This is a genomic window from Natrinema limicola JCM 13563 (assembly GCF_000337475.1).
Classification (GTDB): domain Archaea; phylum Halobacteriota; class Halobacteria; order Halobacteriales; family Natrialbaceae; genus Natrinema; species Natrinema limicola.
The window spans coordinates 111,563-129,950 of record NZ_AOIT01000034.1 but is presented as its reverse complement, the minus strand read 5'-3'; the positions used below and the strand labels follow the sequence as shown (position 1 = coordinate 129,950).

General features: G+C 63.5%; 21 protein-coding genes and 1 pseudogene. 9 read left to right on the top strand and 13 right to left on the bottom strand.

The features are described from left to right. Nucleotides 1-40: 40 nt before the first annotated feature. Nucleotides 41-1,738 (top strand): Na+/H+ antiporter NhaC family protein, encoded by a 1,698-nt coding sequence (locus C476_RS08825; RefSeq protein WP_008012034.1) that lies wholly within the window; start codon nt 41-43, stop codon nt 1,736-1,738. Nucleotides 1,739-1,786: 48 nt separating this feature from the next. Next, a complete protein-coding gene (locus C476_RS08820; protein ID WP_008012033.1) occupies nt 1,787-2,581 on the top strand; it encodes a VOC family protein in 795 nt (264 codons plus the stop codon). On the opposite strand, the pseudogene C476_RS08815 reads toward C476_RS08820, so the two are convergent. The 3 genes and pseudogenes from C476_RS08815 to C476_RS08805 all read right to left on the bottom strand — a co-directional run. Beyond that, a pseudogene (locus tag C476_RS08815) lies at nt 2,578-2,832 on the bottom strand (universal stress protein); the annotation flags it as partial. The gene C476_RS08820 and the pseudogene C476_RS08815 overlap by 4 nt on opposite strands. Before the next feature lie 519 nt (nt 2,833-3,351). Beyond that, on the bottom strand, nt 3,352-3,663 hold the full coding sequence (locus tag C476_RS08810; RefSeq protein ID WP_008012029.1) for a DUF7521 family protein: 312 nt from the start codon (nt 3,661-3,663) through the stop codon (nt 3,352-3,354). After that, the gene (locus C476_RS08805; RefSeq protein WP_008012025.1) at nt 3,660-4,007 is read right to left on the bottom strand and encodes an ArsR/SmtB family transcription factor; all 348 of its coding nucleotides are present in this window, start codon (nt 4,005-4,007) and stop codon (nt 3,660-3,662) included. The genes C476_RS08810 and C476_RS08805 overlap by 4 nt, the downstream gene beginning before the upstream one ends. Nucleotides 4,008-4,239: 232 nt before the next feature. Between C476_RS08805 and C476_RS08800 the strand changes: the two genes are divergently transcribed. From C476_RS08800 to C476_RS08780, 5 genes are all read left to right on the top strand, one after another. Further along, nucleotides 4,240-4,419 carry a hypothetical protein gene (locus C476_RS08800; RefSeq protein WP_008012023.1) on the top strand — a complete coding sequence of 60 codons (180 nt, stop codon included), beginning with the start codon at nt 4,240-4,242 and terminating at the stop codon, nt 4,417-4,419. Continuing rightward, entirely contained in the window at nt 4,416-5,216 is an 801-nt protein-coding gene (locus C476_RS08795; protein ID WP_008012021.1) for a cytochrome c oxidase subunit II, read from the top strand. The genes C476_RS08800 and C476_RS08795 overlap by 4 nt, the downstream gene beginning before the upstream one ends. Beyond that, on the top strand, nt 5,213-6,970 hold the full coding sequence (locus C476_RS08790) for a b(o/a)3-type cytochrome-c oxidase subunit 1 (protein ID WP_008012018.1): 1,758 nt from the start codon (nt 5,213-5,215) through the stop codon (nt 6,968-6,970). The genes C476_RS08795 and C476_RS08790 overlap by 4 nt, the downstream gene beginning before the upstream one ends. Further along, nucleotides 6,970-7,167: a hypothetical protein gene (locus tag C476_RS08785; protein WP_008012016.1), complete on the top strand. Its 198-nt coding sequence runs from the start codon at nt 6,970-6,972 to the stop codon at nt 7,165-7,167. The genes C476_RS08790 and C476_RS08785 overlap by 1 nt, the downstream gene beginning before the upstream one ends. 100 nt (nt 7,168-7,267) lie before the next feature. Next, a complete protein-coding gene (locus C476_RS08780) occupies nt 7,268-7,471 on the top strand; it encodes a hypothetical protein (protein ID WP_008012014.1) in 204 nt (67 codons plus the stop codon). A 48-nt stretch (nt 7,472-7,519) separates the two neighbouring features. Here the strand turns inward: C476_RS08780 and C476_RS08775 are convergent, their stop codons facing one another. Next, the gene (locus C476_RS08775; protein ID WP_008012013.1) at nt 7,520-8,257 is read right to left on the bottom strand and encodes an alpha/beta hydrolase family protein; all 738 of its coding nucleotides are present in this window, start codon (nt 8,255-8,257) and stop codon (nt 7,520-7,522) included. Between the two features lie 114 nt (nt 8,258-8,371). Here C476_RS08775 and C476_RS18945 point away from each other — a divergent pair, with 114 nt between their 5' ends. Continuing rightward, nucleotides 8,372-8,536 carry a hypothetical protein gene (locus tag C476_RS18945; protein WP_008012012.1) on the top strand — a complete coding sequence of 55 codons (165 nt, stop codon included), beginning with the start codon at nt 8,372-8,374 and terminating at the stop codon, nt 8,534-8,536. 240 nt (nt 8,537-8,776) lie between these two features. After that, entirely contained in the window at nt 8,777-9,889 is a 1,113-nt protein-coding gene (locus C476_RS08770; protein WP_008012011.1) for a tyrosine-type recombinase/integrase, read from the top strand. A gap of 20 nt (nt 9,890-9,909) precedes the next feature. Here C476_RS08770 and C476_RS08765 read toward each other — a convergent pair whose 3' ends face one another. The 9 genes from C476_RS08765 to C476_RS08725 are packed head-to-tail and all read right to left on the bottom strand — an operon-like array spanning nt 9,910 to nt 18,379. Further along, nucleotides 9,910-11,763 (bottom strand): Na(+)/H(+) antiporter subunit D, encoded by a 1,854-nt coding sequence (locus C476_RS08765; protein ID WP_008012010.1) that lies wholly within the window; start codon nt 11,761-11,763, stop codon nt 9,910-9,912. Next, nucleotides 11,763-13,751: a proton-conducting transporter transmembrane domain-containing protein gene (locus C476_RS08760; RefSeq protein ID WP_008012009.1), complete on the bottom strand. Its 1,989-nt coding sequence runs from the start codon at nt 13,749-13,751 to the stop codon at nt 11,763-11,765. Before C476_RS08760 ends, C476_RS08765 begins: the two co-directional genes overlap by 1 nt. After that, the gene (locus C476_RS08755; protein ID WP_008012008.1) at nt 13,752-15,266 is read right to left on the bottom strand and encodes a proton-conducting transporter transmembrane domain-containing protein; all 1,515 of its coding nucleotides are present in this window, start codon (nt 15,264-15,266) and stop codon (nt 13,752-13,754) included. After that, nucleotides 15,259-15,630, bottom strand: a complete 372-nt coding sequence (locus C476_RS08750) for a cation:proton antiporter subunit C (RefSeq protein ID WP_008012007.1) — start codon at nt 15,628-15,630, stop codon at nt 15,259-15,261. Before C476_RS08750 ends, C476_RS08755 begins: the two co-directional genes overlap by 8 nt. After that, nucleotides 15,623-16,132 carry an MnhB domain-containing protein gene (locus C476_RS08745; protein WP_008012006.1) on the bottom strand — a complete coding sequence of 170 codons (510 nt, stop codon included), beginning with the start codon at nt 16,130-16,132 and terminating at the stop codon, nt 15,623-15,625. Before C476_RS08745 ends, C476_RS08750 begins: the two co-directional genes overlap by 8 nt. Beyond that, nucleotides 16,133-16,672, bottom strand: a complete 540-nt coding sequence (locus C476_RS08740) for a DUF4040 domain-containing protein (protein WP_008012005.1) — start codon at nt 16,670-16,672, stop codon at nt 16,133-16,135. It abuts the gene before it with no gap. Next, on the bottom strand, nt 16,669-17,037 hold the full coding sequence (mnhG, locus tag C476_RS08735) for a monovalent cation/H(+) antiporter subunit G (RefSeq protein WP_008012004.1): 369 nt from the start codon (nt 17,035-17,037) through the stop codon (nt 16,669-16,671). The genes C476_RS08740 and mnhG overlap by 4 nt, the downstream gene beginning before the upstream one ends. Beyond that, nucleotides 17,034-17,312, bottom strand: coding sequence for a cation:proton antiporter (locus C476_RS08730; RefSeq protein WP_008012003.1), 279 nt, complete (start codon nt 17,310-17,312; stop codon nt 17,034-17,036). The genes mnhG and C476_RS08730 overlap by 4 nt, the downstream gene beginning before the upstream one ends. Next, nucleotides 17,312-18,379, bottom strand: a complete 1,068-nt coding sequence (locus C476_RS08725; protein WP_008012001.1) for a monovalent cation/H+ antiporter subunit E — start codon at nt 18,377-18,379, stop codon at nt 17,312-17,314. Before C476_RS08725 ends, C476_RS08730 begins: the two co-directional genes overlap by 1 nt. Between the last annotated feature and the right edge of the window lie 9 nt (nt 18,380-18,388).

The window sequence follows — 18,388 nt, the reverse complement described above, 5'->3', positions numbered from 1 at the left end:
CGGAACCGTGATGACCCGCCAGACGCTCGATCAAGTAGCTATGGCAGAGTTCGGCGCGCTCTCGCTCGTTCCCCCGCTGCTTGCGATCGGTCTCGCGATCGTGACCCGGCGGCCGATGCTGTCGCTCTTTCTCGGCATCTGGTCGGGAGCAGTCATCTACACTGGGAGCCTCGGCATTGGACAGACCTTCGACTGGATCGTCGCCGCGATCATCGTCGACGACGGCTTTCACGTTCAGATCCTCATCTTTACGCTGTTGCTGGGATCGGGCGTTGCACTCATCTGGCGGCTCGGCGGCGCGCTCGCCGTTCGCGAGTGGGCGACGAAACGACTTCAGAGTCAGCGAACCGTTGGGATAACCACGTGGGTTCTCGGCATCGCCATGTTCTTCGACGACTACGCCAACACGGCGATCGTCGGGAGCACGATGCGCGAGATCTCCGACGAGTTGCGGATCTCCCGCGAGAAACTCGCCTACATCGTCGACTCGACGGCCGCCCCCGTCGCGACGCTCGGCATCTCGAGTTGGGTCGCGTTCCAGCTCTCGCTAATCGACCGTGAATACAGGGACATGGGCGTCGCGGCGGAAGCGCCGACGGCGTTCGAGACGTTCGTCCGGTCGATTCCCTACAATACCTACGCGCTGTTGGCGATCGTTATGGTCGGGATCGTCGTCTACACCGGCCGGGACTATGGCGAGATGCTCAACGCCGAGCATCGGGCGTGGACGACCGGGAACGTCAACCGCGAGGACGCACAGCCCCTGCAGAAGGTCGAGGAGGAACTGGGCGCGCCGATCGATCAGCGGCCGATGCTCCGGATCTTCTTTGCCCCCGTCGTCGTCCTGATCGCGGTGACGCTCGCGAGCGCGTTCTGGACGGGCTACCAGTCGTGGGTCTCGAGCCAGGCCGAGGCGGGAGCGCCGACAGCGATCGGCGCGGCCGCGAACGAGACGGGGCTCACGCAGGTGCTGATCGACGTCGTCGGCGCGGGCAATTTCGCGACGGCGCTGATCTGGGGATCGTTCGCCATGGTCGTCTCGGCGATCGTCCTCGGGCTCGCCTACGGGCTGTTCGACATCGGCGAGGCCGTCGACACCGTCCTCGACGGCTTCGGGATCATGCTGACGGCGGTGACGATCCTCGTCCTCGCTTGGACGATCAGTAGCGTCGCGGACACGCTCGGGACGGGCGACTACGTCGCCGGGCTCGCTCAGGGCTACCTGTCGGCAGAGCTGCTTCCCGTCCTCATCCTGTTCGTCGCCGCGTTCGTCGCGTTCACGATGGGATCGTCGTGGGCGACGATGGGGCTGGTCACGCCCATCGCCGTGCCGGTCGCGACCGAGTTCGGAACGGGATTCGAGCTTGTCCCGGTGGCCGTCGGTGCCCTCTTCTCCGGGGCGATCTTCGGCGATCACTCCTCGCCGATCTCCGACACGACCGTGCTCTCGGCGACGTTCAGCGGGGCCGACCTGATCGATCACGTGCGGACCCAAATCCCCTATGCTGTGACCGTCTTCCTCGTCGTCGTGGGCTGTTACCTGCTCAACGGCTACCTGGGCGTGCCCGCGTTCGTCTTCCTGCCGCTGGGCGTCGTCGCCCTCGTCGGCCTCGTCATCGGCCTCTCGAAATTCGACGCCGACCGAAAGGACCTCGAGCCGGTTGCCACACGAAGGACGGCAGATGTCGACCACCGTGGACGAGAGGCGACCGCGGAATCACCCGACGGAGCAGAGTAGACGACTGCAGCCGCCAATTTTTTGGAGCGCGCGGGCCTCTCTGTGGATATGGACGGAACGCTCGACCACACGATGATCCGCGTCGCAGACCTCGAGAAATCGCTCGACTGGTATCAGACGCACCTCGAGTACGAGGAGAAAGACCGCTACGAGGGCGACGGGTTCACCATCGTCTATCTCGGGCCCGAGGATATGCACGAGGACGGTGCGATGCTCGAGCTCACCCACAACGAGGGCGAAGAGCCCGAAGTGGGCGACGCCTGGGGCCATATCGCGGTCCGCGTTCCCGAGGGTAAACTCGAGGACTACTACCAGCAACTCATGGACGAGGGCGTCGACGACTACCGCGACCCCGAGTCCTGTGGCGGTCGGTACGCGTTCGTCAAAGACCCAGACGGCCACGAGATCGAACTCGTCCAGCGCGACCCCGACGAAGGGGCACTCTGGTCGCTCGACCACACCATGGTCCGCGTCGAGGACGCCGACGAGGCGCTTGGCTTCTGGACCCGCAAGTTCGGCTACGACGAAGTCGGCCGCTGGGAAGCCGATACCTTCGCGAACTACTTCGTCGAACCCACCGACGCCGCCCCCGAGGCGATGTCCGTCGAACTCACCTACAACTACGACGGCCGCAGCTACGAGCAGGGTGACGCCTGGGGCCACCTCTGTGTCCGCGTCGACGACCTCGCCGAGGACTGGGACCAGCTCATGACGCGCGAGGCCCCCGACTACCGCGACCCCGAGAGCAACGACAACATGTACGCCTTCACGAAAGACCCGGACGGCCACGAGATCGAACTCATAGAACGCGACCTCGAGGCCGACTCGCTGTTCCCCTTCTAACTGCCTCGAGCGGTGAACCGCCTCGGGGTCACGCCCCGAGGCACTCGCCTTGCTGATCTGTAGAGATCGGGAATCGGCACGACGACGACCGGCCGATCCGCAGCCGCGAGACCCTCTCGTGTAGTCGCACCGACGTCGCGCGTCGTGTCGGGTTCGCTACCGTGTGCACCGATGACGATCTCGTCGGCATCGCAGCCCGCTGTGGCCTCGCAGAGTACGTCGGCAGGCGTCACCGATCGCCGGTCGGTCTCGGCGTCGCGCGTTCCACGAGGGACGTACGGATCGCCGTCGTGTGAACGGAGTCAGTTCCCGCGAGAGAGTACATACTGCCCCTCACATAGCGACCGCGAAGAATCCTGGGGTGAGTAATCGCAGGACATACGTCGGTAACACTGCGTTTTCCGACCCAGAAAACGCGCTCGTATTACTAATACGATGGCACTGGACGAAACGAGCGGGGGACGAAATAGCCCTTCACTGACTCCGTGATGGTCCCCCGGATCTCCCCGCATCCGATCATCCCAGGGTCGCGACGCGTGCCACCACGGTCCCGCGTTCCCCCTCTCGCGGGCCGTGTCGCGTGACGACTCTCGAGATGCCATTCGGAGTCGATATCGATAGCCGCCCGATCGCTTCGGCCCTGCAGCTACCACGTCGTGGGCTCGTTTTCCGTTTGCCTCACTCACCGAGCAGACGGACTCCTGTCAGTCAGTGCCGGCCGGCCGCGACCCGCATGCGGGCCCACCGGGACATCGGGACAGCAGCCCGTCTCAATGATGGCCATACAACGAGTACGTGATCGCGACCAGTCCGAATAGCCGACTCACGTTCTCGAGCAGCGCGATCACGATCCGTTCCGGGTCGATCAGCGTCGTCACCGCGACGTTGAGCACGAACGGACACAGCGTCAACAACAGTAATCCGATGGCGAGATACAGCATCGACTGGGCATCGTTCCGGCGGTAGCCGCGGTAGGCCTGATAGGCGATCAGCGTCCCAAAGAGTGCGACCAGAAAAAGACTCGCGACGGTCAACAGCTCGAACAGTGTCGCTTCGTCGATTCGCACGACGCTTTGCGTCATCGCATCCCCTCCCACATTCGGGTGAACTTGTCGGCGACGTCTTCCTCACGGTACGTTAGCTCGAGTGAAAACGAACCATCATCTAGCGAGAGTTCCAGCCGATCCAAGTTCGCACGGTAGACGCTGTAGTGGTTGCCGTCTTGGGCGAGCTCCGTCTCTTCGGTGACGAGGTGACACTCCTCGAGTCGGTCGAGCCGTCGATAGATCGTCGGGAGGGAGGCGTCACAGCGTTCGCTCAGGGTACTGGCAGACATGGGTTCGACGCTCGTGTGGGTGAGGATATCGCGTGCGTACTCGTCGTCGAGGACCGCGAGCAGCGTCGACAGGTCGGTGTCCTCACTCACTGGTATAGCTGTTCGTTTCGGTATCCCTATGAAAAGCGGTCCGGTTTTTCTGAACCAGAAAACGCGGTCGTCTCGCCGCTGCAACTGGTATCAGCAACGGCGACGGCACCGCCCTCGGCGAACGAGACGAATCCAACACCCTCTGTAATCAATACTTTCGTTGTCCAAGTCGGTATTTCGTGTGCGAACGCTCCGCAGGGGTTATTTGATCGACGGTGGTGGCAACTCCGATATGGGTTCTCGTGTCTCGCGGGAGATCGGCCATGACGAGTATGATCCGTGGGGGACACTCTCGCTGATCGTCGTATACTTCGTGGCACTCACGTTGATGTGGCTGTTCACGTATTTCGTCGAGTTCGTCGGCAACACGCCGACGGTCATGGGCATGATCGTGCCGGTGATGCTCGGATGAGGATCCATCAGTACGAGAAGCTCTGGATCGTGGGTGCGATGATCTTGATCGTCGGCTTCATCGTGACGATTACGTACGGATCGGTCGGGCTCGGGATCACGATGATCGGTGACGAAGAGGAGACGATCGCGCCGGACGAACTCAACGACGACGAACAGTTCGGCGAACCACGAGTCGAACAGGTCGGTGAAAACGAATACGCGGCCTACGTCGTCGCCCAGACGTTCATCTTTCAGCCGGACCCGATCGAAATACCGGCGAACAACGAAATCACGTTCCACGTAACGAGCCGGGACGTCATTCACGGCTTCTACGTCCCCGGAACGAACATCAACGCGATGGCCATTCCAGGCCAAGTCGCGGAACTGACCGTCGAATTCGACGAACCCGGCGAGCATGGACTCATCTGTCACGAATACTGTGGCTCTGGCCATCACACCATGGAAGGGCTAATCGTCGTCCAGCCCGAGGACGAATTCGACCTGACCGAACTGTCCGCCGAGACACCGGACACAGTCACGTCGGGCGAGCAAGTCCAGCTCAACGCAACGGTCGAAAACGGGCAACTCGAGCCGCTCGAGACCACCGTCGACGCCGAGATCGGGGACCAGACGTTCCAGCAGAATATTACTGTCGACGGCAACAGCACCCAAGACGTGACGTTCACCGCCGAGAGCACGCAACTCGGCGTTGGTGAGCACGACTGGACCGTCACCGTCGACGACTACGAGGAAACCGGGTCGGTGGAAGTAGTGAGCAACGAGACGGCTGCGGCCGAGGGAGGTGAGGAGTCGTGACAGCCCTGTTCGTCGACGAGTATCCCGCGGAGGCACGACTCGTTAAGGCTGCCTTTCTGAGCTCGTTTATTGCGTTCGGGATCGGCGCACTCTTCGGGATCATTCAGGCACTTCACCGGACAGACATCTTCCGATTCATCGATTCGATAAAGTACTATACCGTCCTGACCGGCCACGGCGTCTTCCTCGTCATCGCGTTTACCATCTTCTTCCTCGTCGGGCTGTACCAGTGGGCTGTCACGGATAGCCTCGAGCGAGGCTCCGTCGACATCAGATTTACCTGGCTCTGGTATGGCCTGATGGCGATTGGCTCGCTCCTCGCGGGGATCTCGATCCTCGCTGGCTTCCTCGACCAGCCGCCGATGGTGCTCGGCTCGGAGTTGCGTGCGAACGTGCTCTTTACGTTCTACGCGCCGTTAGAGGCTAATCCGCTCTACTATATCGGACTCGCGCTCTTCTTGGTCGGAACGTGGCTCGCAGGCATCGACTGGTTCCGAACGTGGTGGGCCTGGCGGGACGAAAACCCAGGCAAGCGGATTCCGCTCCGGACGTTTATGGTGTTGACGACGATGATCATGTTCTTCCTCGGATCGATCGGCGTCATCGTCTCTATCCTCGTGTTTATCTTACCGTGGTCGCTCGAGATCACCGAGAGTCTCAACCCCTTGCTGACCCGAACGCTGTTCTGGTTCTTTGGCCACATGATCGTGTACTTTTGGTTGCTGCCGGCGTACCTGCTCTGGTACTCCGTGTTGCCGAAGCTCTCGGGTGGGCGACTGTTCAGCGATCCGTTGGCCAGAGTCGTCTTCATCCTGTTCGTTCTGCTGTCGACGCCGGTCGGCATCCACCACCAGTACATGGATCCCGGTATCGCGGAGGGGTTCAAGTTCATCGCGATGACCAACACGATGTTCCTGCTATTGCCAAGCTTCCTGACTGCGTTTACCGTCGTTGCGAGTATGGAACACGGTGCCCGCCAGCGCGGAGGCGAAGGGCGGTTTAATTGGCTTCGCGCACTCCCGTGGCGGAACCCGGCGTTTACCGGCATGGCGCTGGCCGGGCTGATCTTCGCGTTCGGCGGCTTTACTGGTATCGTCAACGCAGGGATGAACATCAATTATCTCGTCCACAACGCACTGTGGATCCCCGGCCACATCCACGCCCAGGTGGGCACCGCAACCGCGTTGACGCTTATGGCCGGCTCGTACTGGCTCGTCCCACAGTTGACTGGGAACCGGCTCGTCGGTCGGCAGGTCGCCCTCTTCCAGGTCGTGCTCTGGTTCGTCGGCATCGTCTTCATGACGAACTCGATGTTCCGAGCCGGGCTCGTCGGCGTCCCACGCCGGACGGCTGAGCCACAGTATCAGGGCTTCGACTACGACGTCGGCGTCGGTTCGATGGGCGAACTCAACGCTCAACTCGCACTCGGTGGCACGTTGCTGTTTATCTCCGCGATGCTCTTTCTCGTGTTGATGCTCCTGACGGTGTTCAACAACGATAGTGAGCCGATCGTCGACGGAACGCTTCCACCGGCGCTATCCGGGCCGGAGGACTCACCACAGGTCCTCGACAACCTGCGACTATGGTTCGGAATCGCGTTCGCGCTCGTCGTTCTAGCCTACGCGCTTCCACTGGCCGGGATCGCGGCGCAAAGTGGACTGTTCGGTCAGGATATTCAGCCGTTCCCCGTCTCCAGCGAAGCCGTCATATATTTCCAGTTCGGACTAGAATACGTTGGAGCGTTCGTCACCTGATGCACACTTCCCCCGCTAAATTACTGATCCTCATCGCGCTGAGCCTCGTGATCCTCGTCGAAGGACGCACAGTCCTGGCGTTCTTCGGGATCAATATCCCGCCGCTCGAGACGGCGCTGATCGGACTCGTCGTCATCGCTACCCTCGTCATCTGGGCGATCCGACCGCTGCGTGGCAGTCCCACGAAGTCGGAGTGACGAGGTACCGGTCAAGACGCCGATTCCGACGCCCCAGTGTGAGCGTATCGGCTGGAACAGTGTGGCCGATTAAAGACGGCCGCGATAGCAAGTCTCTCCCATGTTCGAGACACTTACGCCACGAGCCGCGGTCGCAGTGGGATTGCTCGCGGTCATCCCGACGGTCGTCTTCGGGGTCACTCGATCCGGGCTCGGCGGCCTCATCGCGACGGTAAACGTCGTCCTGATCTTTGCGGCGCTGTACGTCGCGATGTCGCCACTCGAGGGACCAGCCCGGACAGCCGCCCACGACACGAGCGCGTAAGCCCCGCCGGTGGGATGGCAATCTCAGGACACCGGCTGGTGAGCCGCATTAGCCGTCAGCCCACTCGAGCCAGCCGAACAGCCGATCGAGCAACCGCTGTTCGCCGGCCTGTGAGAACCGATGGCCTTCCCCCGCGAATCGCTCGAGACAGACGTCAGTCTCGAGTCGCCGCGCCGCATCGAAACTGTCGGCGGGATCGACGACCGCGTCGTCGCCGCCATGAAAGATCGCAACCGGGATCGACAGAGTCGTCACGACATCGTCGAACGGATGTCGATCGAGGGCGTCGAAGAACCGACGGTCGATCCGGTCGCCGGTGTCGAACGTCCACTCCCCGTCGCGCTCGACGGCCGCGCGATACTCGTCGAACGTCCCGGCGGTCGTCACGGGTGCACGTGTCGCGACCGCTGTAACCCGGTCGTCGGCGGCCGCGGCGTGGAAGGCGACTTTCCCGCCGAAACTCGAGCCGAACAGAACGTATGAGTCGGGATCGAAGTAGTCGACGACGTGGTGGAGATCAGTGAGTCGCGCCTCGAGTGTCGACTCGACGAACGCGCCATCGGACTCACCGCAGCCCCGACAGTCGAAGCGGACTGCGTTGTAGCCCGCCTCGACGGCTTGTCGACACCGCTGCTCGTAGCTGCCCGATTTGTCGCTCCGGAGGCCGTGACAGAAGACGAGCCAATCGTCAGACTCGGCCTCGTGATGGACGGCAGCGACGGTTGGCGGCCCCGTGTCCGTCCCCGTCCCTGCGCCTGTGATCGGAATCCGATGTGTCTGGGACATTTCATCACGTTCCGACGGCCGCCGGGGCCTTGATATCGACGTTCCCGGGATCGCAATTCCGTTCGGACTTGCGTCGGCGAACCGTTTATCGCATCTCCCGAGGTTGGTACGTCTATGACCCGCACGACCTATCGGTGTCAGTGTGGCGCGTTCCTCGAGTTCAAACAGGACCTCGAGAAGGAATCCGGAACGACGACGCGGAACTGGAAGTGCAAGGATTGTGGGACGCCGGTCCCGGGGATTACGGCCGAAAAGATCAGCCATCAGGATCCATCCTGACAGCAGACCGTATCAGCCCGCGGTTGAGAAACCAACTCGGCTTTTATTCTAGGTATTTGATATCGAAACACAGATTTACGGTCTCGGCCCAGTATCGTTCGCACAAATGGTCCGTCGTGTCGATCCCGCTGTCCGCGTTCGTGCCGTCGGCCCAGCCGGAGTCCCGATCCAAGTGCACGTAGCGACGTCGACGGCGACAGCAGGCGTCGATCCGGACGATCACACGGAGGTGGGCGACCGATGACCGCCGTCGCGATCACGGACGCCGTCGATACCTATCTCCAACGAAAGGCCGTCGGCGATCCCGACGGCTCGGGTGCAGGCACCTACGCATCCAACGCCGAGTCGATCCTCCGGCGCTGGGCCAAGTGGCTCGAGGCCGAACACGGCGTCAGATTGATCGCCACGCTCGAGGTCGAGCACATGCGCGCCTACGCCGCCGAACTTCGCCGCCGAACCGATCGGGGGGAGTACACCGCTTCGTCCGCAGGCACCTATTATGCGGTCGTGCGCGCGTTCCTCTCGTGGTGTGTCCGTGGCGGGATCTGCGAGACGAACCCGGCGGCGACCGACCGCGCCGAAAGCGCACTGCCAAGCGCCAACCCGCGACCGACGAGTGACAGTTGGACGGCCACCCAGCGCCGTGCGCTCGAGCGATACGTCCGCGAGCGGGCGCTCGAGACCGCCTCGGTATCGACACGTGAGCGACGCAGTCGGCTGCGCGAGTACGCGATGGTCGCCGTCCTCGCCCACTCGACGGTTCGGGGCTCCGAACTGTTCCGGGTCCCCGACGACGACCGGCGAACGGGCGCGACCTGGGACGATGTGGACTTCTATACCGGGACGATCCGCGTCCTCGGCAAGTCCCAGCGCCTCGAGGACGTCCCCCTGCCCGCCCGCGCCCGGACGCCGCTGCGGCGCTACCGGGTCGTCCTCGATCCGCCGTCGACCGACTGGCCGCTGTTCCCGACGGGCCACGCACCCTCGATCGCTGCCCGGGTTCGGTCTGTCCTGCGTGATCGAGGCTACGACGAGGACACGATCGAATCCTTACTCGAGGACGCCACGGCGGCGGAACTCGCTCGCAAGCGGTCGATCGAACCGCCAGCGATCACAACGGAGGGGGCGCGGTCGGTGTTACGACGACTCTGTGAGGAGGCCGGCATCGACGTCGACGGCGACTATCTGACGCCACGTGGCGTCCGCCGGGATCGATCGTCAGAGTCGTATAGACGAGAGGCGACAGCCTCGAAGCCGACGTTGCGGGCGTCGGTGCTCGAGCAATCGATCGTCGTCTCGGACGATGGCTCACCCGCCGCTGGCGGACGTGACGAATCGACGGAAAACGACTGATTCTCGTCAGTCCGACGTGCTCAGACCACGAGCAGCCACAGAACCACCGTCAGGACGAGCGTCAATAGAAGGACGGTGGTCCCGATGCTCGCTCGGAGGTGGATCGTCGAGGGACGGCCGCCGTCGGTCGGCTGGCGCTCGTCGACATCGACCAGCGGGAGCCGACGTGCGGCCGCATCGACGGCGAGAACCGGGTTGTTCCCAGCCCAGTAGCAGCGTTTGACTGCACCGACGACGGCAGCGTCGACGGCGGCGTACGTCTCCGTCACCACGAGCATCGTCCAGCGGCTGCCGTAGTACGTCACGGGGTAGACGACCATCGCCGGATCACCCAGATCGAGTTTCGAGAGCGGCTTCCGGACGACAGCGAAGGTGACGGCCGCGACGCCGGTCAGGATACCGGCGGTCTCGAGGTGGCTTGGACTGTAGGGGTGGAGCGTGCCCTCGCCGCCGGGATACGCGAACGTAAAGTGGCCGCCGTGGGCGTGCAGTGTCGGCGCGAGGTCTGCAAGCCCCTCCCACCAGACGCCGAAGAGGAGACAGGCACCACCAAGTCCGAGCATCGCGACGGTCTGGCCGGGTTTGGCGTCGGCAACCTCGAACTCGCTGTCGCCGTGGAAGAAGACGTAGTAGCCGAGCTTGATAAACGAGAGAAGGGTTCCGATCGCGCCGAGCCAGAGCAGGTAGTACAGCGCCTGGAACTCCGGATCGCCGTAGTAGTGTGGATCGGGGTTTGCCGCGTCGAAGAGCATCCCCTTGCTCACGTAGCCGTTGAAGCCCGGAATCGCGGTGATCGAAAGCGCACCGAGGCCGAATCCGATCGCGGTCAGCGGCATCTCGCGCCAGAGCCCGCCGAGCTTGTAGAGGTCCTCCTCGCCGGTACGGTAGATGACGACGCCGACGGCCATGAACAGCAGGCTCTTGAAGAGGATGTTGTTGAACAGGTGCGATAGCGCGCCAGCGACGGCGATTTCAGAGGACATCGCCGCGCCCATGCCGATCCCGGCCACGATATACCCGAGCTGGGCCTGAATGTGGTAGGACAGCAGCGCTCGCATGTCGTGTTGCAGCAGGGCGAACGTCGCCCCGTAGACGGCCATCAGCCCGCCCATGTACGCGACGTAGATCGCGAGATCGCTTTCGCTCCCGATCGGGAACGCCCGGTAGAGGATGAACGCGCTCGTCTTCGTCGTATAGACCGAGAGGAACACCGAGGCCGCGATATGCGGTCGCGGGTAGGTGTCGGGCAGCCAGGTGTGGACGCCGATGAAGGCGACGTTGACGCCCATCCCGAGTACCGCCAGCAACGCCGGAATGCCGGTGGCGATCCCGGCTTCGGTGTAGATGAACGTCCCAGTCTGGACGTAGTGAGCGGCGATCGCCAACATCACGAGCACGCCACCGGTGCCGTGGAACAGGGCGTAGCGGAAGCCAGCCCGAACCGCCTCGCCGCCGTAGTGCCAGACGACGAGCGTGCTGGTCACGGCCATTAGCTCCCACATGAACAGGAGCACCAGCCAGTCGCCGGCGAAGGCCGCACCGATCGACGAAGAGACGTAGACGAGCGCCAACGCGACGAGCGTCTTGCTGGCCTCGCTCGAGTACGCGTAGATGACGCTACAGATCCCCAAAAAGCCGAGGCCGAGCCCGACCATCCGAGAGAAGTCGTCGACGTAGTAGGGGACAACCTCGAAGCCGAGGAAGGTGCCGCCCAGATGCTCCCCGCCAGGTGCGACCAGCGAGATCGCCAGTACGGCTGCGAGACTGAGTGCGCCCATAGTGAAACCGGCGATTCGGGGCAGAACGAGCACGAGCAGTGCCGCTACAAAGACGAGAAGCGGCGGGTACGCAAGCGAGAGAGCTTCGAGTTCCATTAGTTGGTCACCTCCGTCATGAGCTCACCGAACGGCACGTCTCCGAGTTGCTCGAAGGGCATCCCGAAGACGCCTTCGACGATCCGGGTCGCGAGCTCGAGGAAGACCGCGTAGTCGGGGCCGATCCCGAGGACGACCGCGCCCGTGGCGATGACGGCGATCGGCGCGAGCATGAGCCACGTGCTCTCTGTCCGCGGCGAGCGACGCGGCCAGCCGCCGGCCGGCGGGCCACCGGTGAGATGGTCGTCGTGGTCGCCGTGGTGATCGACGGCGGCGACGGCCTCGTCGTGATCGTCGTGGTCGTCGTGGTCGTCGTGGTCGTCACGGGTGCTGGCCTCAGTCGCTCGAGCATCGGTATGCTGGCTCGGTGCATCCGTGTCATCGGCGGTTGTATGATCGCTTGGATATTTGTCAACAGCGTATTCGTAGTCATCCGTGTCGGCTGCGTGTGGCTCGTTCTCGATACCGGACGTATCAGCTGGTTCGCCGCCATCAGCGGCGACGCTCTCGTCGTCCGCCGTGGCAGCGTACGACTGGATGAGGCCTCCCTCCGGGAACTCGAGGAGCGGTTTGGCGTCGTGGCGGTCCTCGCTCTCGAAGAAGGCGGTGTAGACGACCGGCCAGAAGTACGCGATGTTAAGCACGGCCGAGAGCAGGAGTGCGCCGGCGAACAGCCAGTAGCTGCCGCCGACATCGCCGGCCCCGATCAGCATGTAGAACTTGCTGACGAAGCCGGCAATCGGCGGCAGTCCGGCCATCCCTGCGGCACCGATCGTGAAGGCGCTCATCGTCAGCGGCATCCGTTTGCCGATGCCGGCCATCTCGCTGATGTAGTCGGTGTGGGTCTCAACGTGGATCGCGCCGGCACAGAAGAACAGCGTGAGTTTCGCGAACGCGTGTGCGGGGATATGGAACAGTGCCCCGACGATCGCATAGGGGTGAAGCAAGGAGAGCCCGAGCACGATATAAGAGAGCTGGGCCGTCGTCGAGTAGGCCAGCCGACGCTTGAGGTGGTCTTTGCGCATCGCGATGATACTCGCCGCGGTCAGCGTGAACGCGGCGACGATAGCTACGGGAATGTTCAGTCCGACCTCGCCGATGCCAGGCACGTCAAGCGGGAGGTCGTAGATCAGCCCGGGGCCGTAGACCTCGAGGATCACGCGAGCAACACCGAACGCGCCGGACTTGACGACTGCCACGGCGTGGAGCAGTCCGGAGACAGGTGTGGGCGCGACCATCGCGTCAGCGAGCCAGGAGTGCAGCGGCATCAGCGCGGCCTTGACGCCGAAGCCGGCGATCAGCAGGAAAAAGGCAGCCTGTGCGTAGACCGGCTCGACCTGCGCGGCGGCAGCGAGCGCCTCCATGCCGCCCGCCTCGAAGGCGAGCGTCGGCCCGCCGACCAGACTCGTCAGCCAGTAGATCATGACCGTCCCCGCGAGCAGGAAGACCCCACCGCCGAAGAACGTGTAGGTGAGGTACTTCCGACCGGCGATGCGAGCCTCTTCGTCCTCGTTGTGGGCGACTAACGGATAGGTGACAAGCGACAGCAGCTCATAGAAGACGAAGATCGTCACGAGGTTCGCCGCGAAGGCGATCCCGACGGCAGCCGAGAGGCTGGCCGCGAACGAGGCGAAAAAGCGAGTCTGGTCGTGTTCGGAGAGCCCGCGCATGTAGCCCGCGGCATAGAAGGACGTGAAGATCCAGAGGAAACTCGCAAGTAGCGCGAAGAAGATTCCCAGCGGATCAGCACGCAGGGCGAAGTCGATGCCTGCGAGGAACTGGATCCCCGTCGATTCCTTGAGACTCCACCGGAAGACGGTGCCGTCCATGACCGCGGGGAGCATGCTGACGACGAGTCCGAATTTCGCCAGGGCAGCCAGCACGGACCAGCCCTCGCGAAGGTTGGGGCGACGATGCGACGCGATAATCAAAACGATCGCGACGGCCGAGACGAGTACAGCAGCGAGCGGACGGATATCTGCAACCATTTAGTTGAACACCTCGATAAGGAACGGCTCGAGCAGCCCGGCGATCGTCCCGCCAGCGAAGCCGAGTGCGACGGCTCCGACGGCGGCGATGACGACGATCGCGAGCATGCCGATCGAGACGGTCGTGTCACCACCGTCGGTCGCGACCGGCTCCCTCGTACGGGGCCAGTCGAGCGCCGCCGGTGGCGTGAAATACATCTTCTCGAGCAGGCGGGCGGCGTAGGCCAGCGTCAGCATGGTACTGAGGAAGATCACGGCAGCGACGGGCCACAGCTGCGACTGGACGGCACCCAGCGCGATGTACCACTTGCCGACGAAGCCGACGCCCGGTGGGACGCCGACGAGCGAGAGCAAGAGAACAGCCATCGCGCCGGCGACGACCGGCCGCGCTTTAGCGAGGCCGGCGTACTCGTCGACGGTGCGGGCACCGTAACTCCGTGCGACGAGTGCAGCCCCTAGGAAGAGCCCAGCTTTCAACAGTCCGTGGCCGAGGAGGTGGATCGCGGCACCGATAAAGGCCGTCTCGGAGCTGCCGGCGATGACGACGCCGTAGGCGGCGATGACGAGCCCGAACTGCGAGACCGACGAGTACGCGAGCATTCGCTTGACTTCGGTCTGGATGACGGCCAGCACCGTTCCCGCGAGGACGCTCACGCAGCCGATCGTGAGGACGATCGCGGCCGCGTTCGGCATCGCCGTGAGGTAGTCGACGCCGAAGACGGTCACGATCAGTCGGCCAAAGGCGTAGGCGGAGGCCGTCGAGACGAGCGCGGCGATCAGCGGCGTCACGCCGTCGGGGGCCTGCTGATAGGCGCTTGGCTGCCAGGTGTGCAGCGGCCACTGGGCGACTTTGGTGACAAAGCCAACGGCGATGAACCCGAAGCCGGCTCGGATCAACGTCGGCCGTTCCGCAGCCGGGATCGCCATTGCGAGTTCGATCATGTTGAGCGTCCCCGTCGCCATCAGCAGGAACGCGACGCCGATCAGATACATCGACGCAGCCATCGTTCCCAGAATCAGGTACTTCAGGGCGGCGACTGCCGACTCGGGGCCGTCGCCGCTTGCCACCAGCGCGTACGTCGCGATGCTCGTGATCTCGAGGAAGACGAACAGGTTGAACACGTCGCCGGTCAGGGTGATCCCGAGCAACCCACCGGTCAGCAGCAGGTAGGCAGTGTAGAACGTGTTGCCACGCGGCCCGCCCTGGCGCGTATAGACGAGGACACCGGTGGCGACCGCCGTCACGAGTAGAGCGATCAGGACCGAGAACTGGTCGGCGACGAGTTGGATTCCGTAGGTCCGCGGATAGCCGCCCAGTTCGTGGGTGACCGGGACGTCGGTGCCGGTGTAAACGGCGCTCGCGAGGGCAACGGCAGCGCCGAAGAGGCCAGTAGTCGTGACCGCGGCGATGGGCCAGCCAGTCCGGTCGGTCCAGAGCCCAAGGACGATCGGGAGCGTTGCTGCCAGCAGTGGCGCGGCGATCAACAGCGGCGGGAGCAACTCGACGTTACTCATCGGCACGCACCTCCCGAAGCGTGTCCTCGCGGAGCGTGCCATACTCCGCGTAGATGCGGATGACCAACGCCAGTCCGACCGCCGTTAGCGCGATGCCGACGACGATGGCAGTCAGGACGATGACCTGTGGCAGCGGACTCGCGACCATGAGTCGCCCCGGATCCGCTTCGGCGGGAACGATCGGTGCCGAGCCCCCCTCGATATAGGCCATCGAGATGAAAAACAGAAAGATGGCCGTCTGGAAGAGACTCACGCCGATCAGTTTCTTCACGAGGTTCTCACTGGCGATCGTCATGTAGATTCCGAGACCGAGCAACACGAAGACCAATACGTACGTGTAGTGGCTCGTCAGGAGCTCAATCATCGTCGCTCACCCCCCGATCGGCCGACTCCTCGCGTCCGCCGGTTCCGCTCGGGCGTTCGGGCGAGAACCCGGCTGCCATCGAGAAGAAAAGCGAGATCATGACTCCCGAGACGATCAGCGAGATGCCGGCGATCTCGATAGCCTCGAGCCCCCACTTGGGTTTGATGTGGAAGACTTCCTTGAGCTGGTAGAACTCGAGGAAGTTCCCGCCGAGGGCGATCATCCCGAGGCCGATGGCCCCAAAGATGACGACGCCGCCGGTGATGAGGCCGACGAGAAACGAGTTGCGGAGCCACTGACGGGTGGGTTCGATGCCAAAGGCAAAGGCGAGCATGAGGACCGTGACGCCGACGATGGTCCCACCCTGGAAGCCGCCACCAGGGGCACCGCCCCCGTGGAAGGTCATGAACAGCCCGTAGGTGAGCGTAAACGGTGCGATGATCTTCACGGCAGTCATGATCACCTGACTCTCGGTATATGTATCGTCGTACGGGTCTGGCATTCAAGCAAACACCTCGCGTTTTAGGACGAGCAGCGTCGAGACGCCGGCAGCGAAGACGACGACCGCCTCGCCGAAGGTGTCGAACCCACGGTAGGCGGCGAGGACGGACGTGACGGCGTTCTCGACGCCCGTCTCGGCGTACGTCTCCTGGATGTAGTGTTGGGTCACCTCGGGGTTCGACCAGACTGGGGTGTCCGTGATTCCAACGGCGTACATCTCGGGGACCACGGCCACACAGAGTAAGAGGACGAGCGCGCCGACGACAGCGACCGCCGGCAGGTGAATCCGTTCTCGGAGCCTGTCGGTCGAGGGACGAGTCGTCCGGGCGATCGTCAGCAACAACAGCAGTGTCGTCACGCCGGCACCGATCGCGGCCTCGGTCATCGCCACGTCGGGTGCCAGCAGGAACGTATAGAGGATCGCCATGCCGAGGCTGTAGGCCCCGAAGACGATGATGACCGACAGCACGTCGCGGAACAGCACCGTCGCGACTGCCGTTGCGAGAATAAACACCGCGAGCGTGTACGCGAGGACACTCATTGTATCTCACCCTCGCTTTCGACAGCGGTCGTGGCGTCGTCATCGGCGTCATCAGGGTCCTCTGTAAGGAGGGGTTCGACACCCGTCTCGGCTGCAGAGCGTGCGATCGCGTGCGCCGCCGTCGGGTTCGTGATGAACACGAAAAACAACAACAAGACGGAATATACCGTCGCCTGCTGCCAGCCGAAGGCGACGGCGACGGCAGCCAGTGCGAATCCCGCGCCGAGCGTGTCCGTCTGAGAGGCAGTGTGGGCTCGCGCGTAGATATCCGGCAGGCGGAGTACGCCGACCGTCGAGACGAAGGTAAAGAACACGCCGAGACCGAGGAGGGCGACGACCGCCCAGAACTGGAGTGTCTCGATCACAACACCCCACCTCGCTCGACGGTGAACTTCGAGATCGCGATCGACATCAGGAAGTTCAACAGGGCGTAGATCAGCGCCACGTCGAGAAACCACGCCTGATCGAGTCCTGCCGCCAGCAGGGCGAGGATGACGACCGTGTTCGTCCCGAGGACGTTGACCGCCAGCAGCCGATCCTGCGTCGTCGGGCCGACGACGGCACGATAAAACATCGCGATCGCCAGCACGACAAATGCGGCGGCTCCGCCGAGGAATACCGTCTCGAGCGACCACGGCATCACAGTTCCTCACCTCCCACGATTTCGGCGTCATCGCGTTCGCGCGGCGAGGGAATCGCTGCGGCGTCGCGACCGTAGAAGACAAAGCGGATGCCCCGCTCTAAGCCGCCGTCGAAGAGGTCTTCGCGAGCGTCGGGGATCAGCGAGTGGACCAGCAGCTCCTGATTGGTCGCCCGAACCGTCAGCGTGCCCGGCGTGAGCGTGATGCTGTTTGCGAGCGCGGTCAGTGGCAGCCCACTCCGGACGCGTGAATTAACCCGGCTCAGCGAGGGATCGATCGGCATCGACGGTCTGAGGATCACCGCCGAGACGGCGATGTTGGCCTTGATGATCTCCCAGAGCAAATATGGGACGTAGATGGCGAACCGCACGACACGAATGGGAGACTGGACACGATCGAGCGGGACGGTAAAGGTCACCTGCGCGAGCGAGACGGCGACGATGCCGGCGACCGCCGCGCCGGTGAGCAGATCGAACCAGTAGGTCGGATCGCCGAGTACGAGATAGAATCCATAGGAGATCCAGAACATCGCGAACAGTCGATCGAAGTCCTCGGTCTCACCGACGAGTCGACCGCGACGAGCCGGTCGCTCGACCGGTGCTTCCTCGTAGGTCAGCCCGATTCGCTCGAGTTCGCGCTCGAGCGGCTGGAGCAGTTGTGCGGTGACGCCGGGCTGGTACTCCGGATCGATGACGACGCGATCGATCTCATGGTCGGCGGCGTAGGCGTCGAAGATCTCGGCGTAGTCACGGGGTCCGAAGAGGTATTCGTCGACACCGATCGTCGCCGTCTCGATCGTCACATCGGCGGTACCGGCGTCTTCTTCGACCCAGCTTCGCGCCCGCGAGAGCAGGTTCTCGGCATCGTCGCGATACCGGTCACTCTCGGGCACGTCGGCGTCGTACGGCATCGCGACGACGAGGTGACACTCGAGGGAATCGGCGTCCTCGAGTCCCGTCTGGACGGCGTAGCCGACCGTCTGCCGGACGGTCACCGTGTCCGACAGCGGGACGAGCAGGCGTTCAACCGCCACGGCGGCTCCCTCCTGGTGACCGTCGGTGGACATTCATGACTG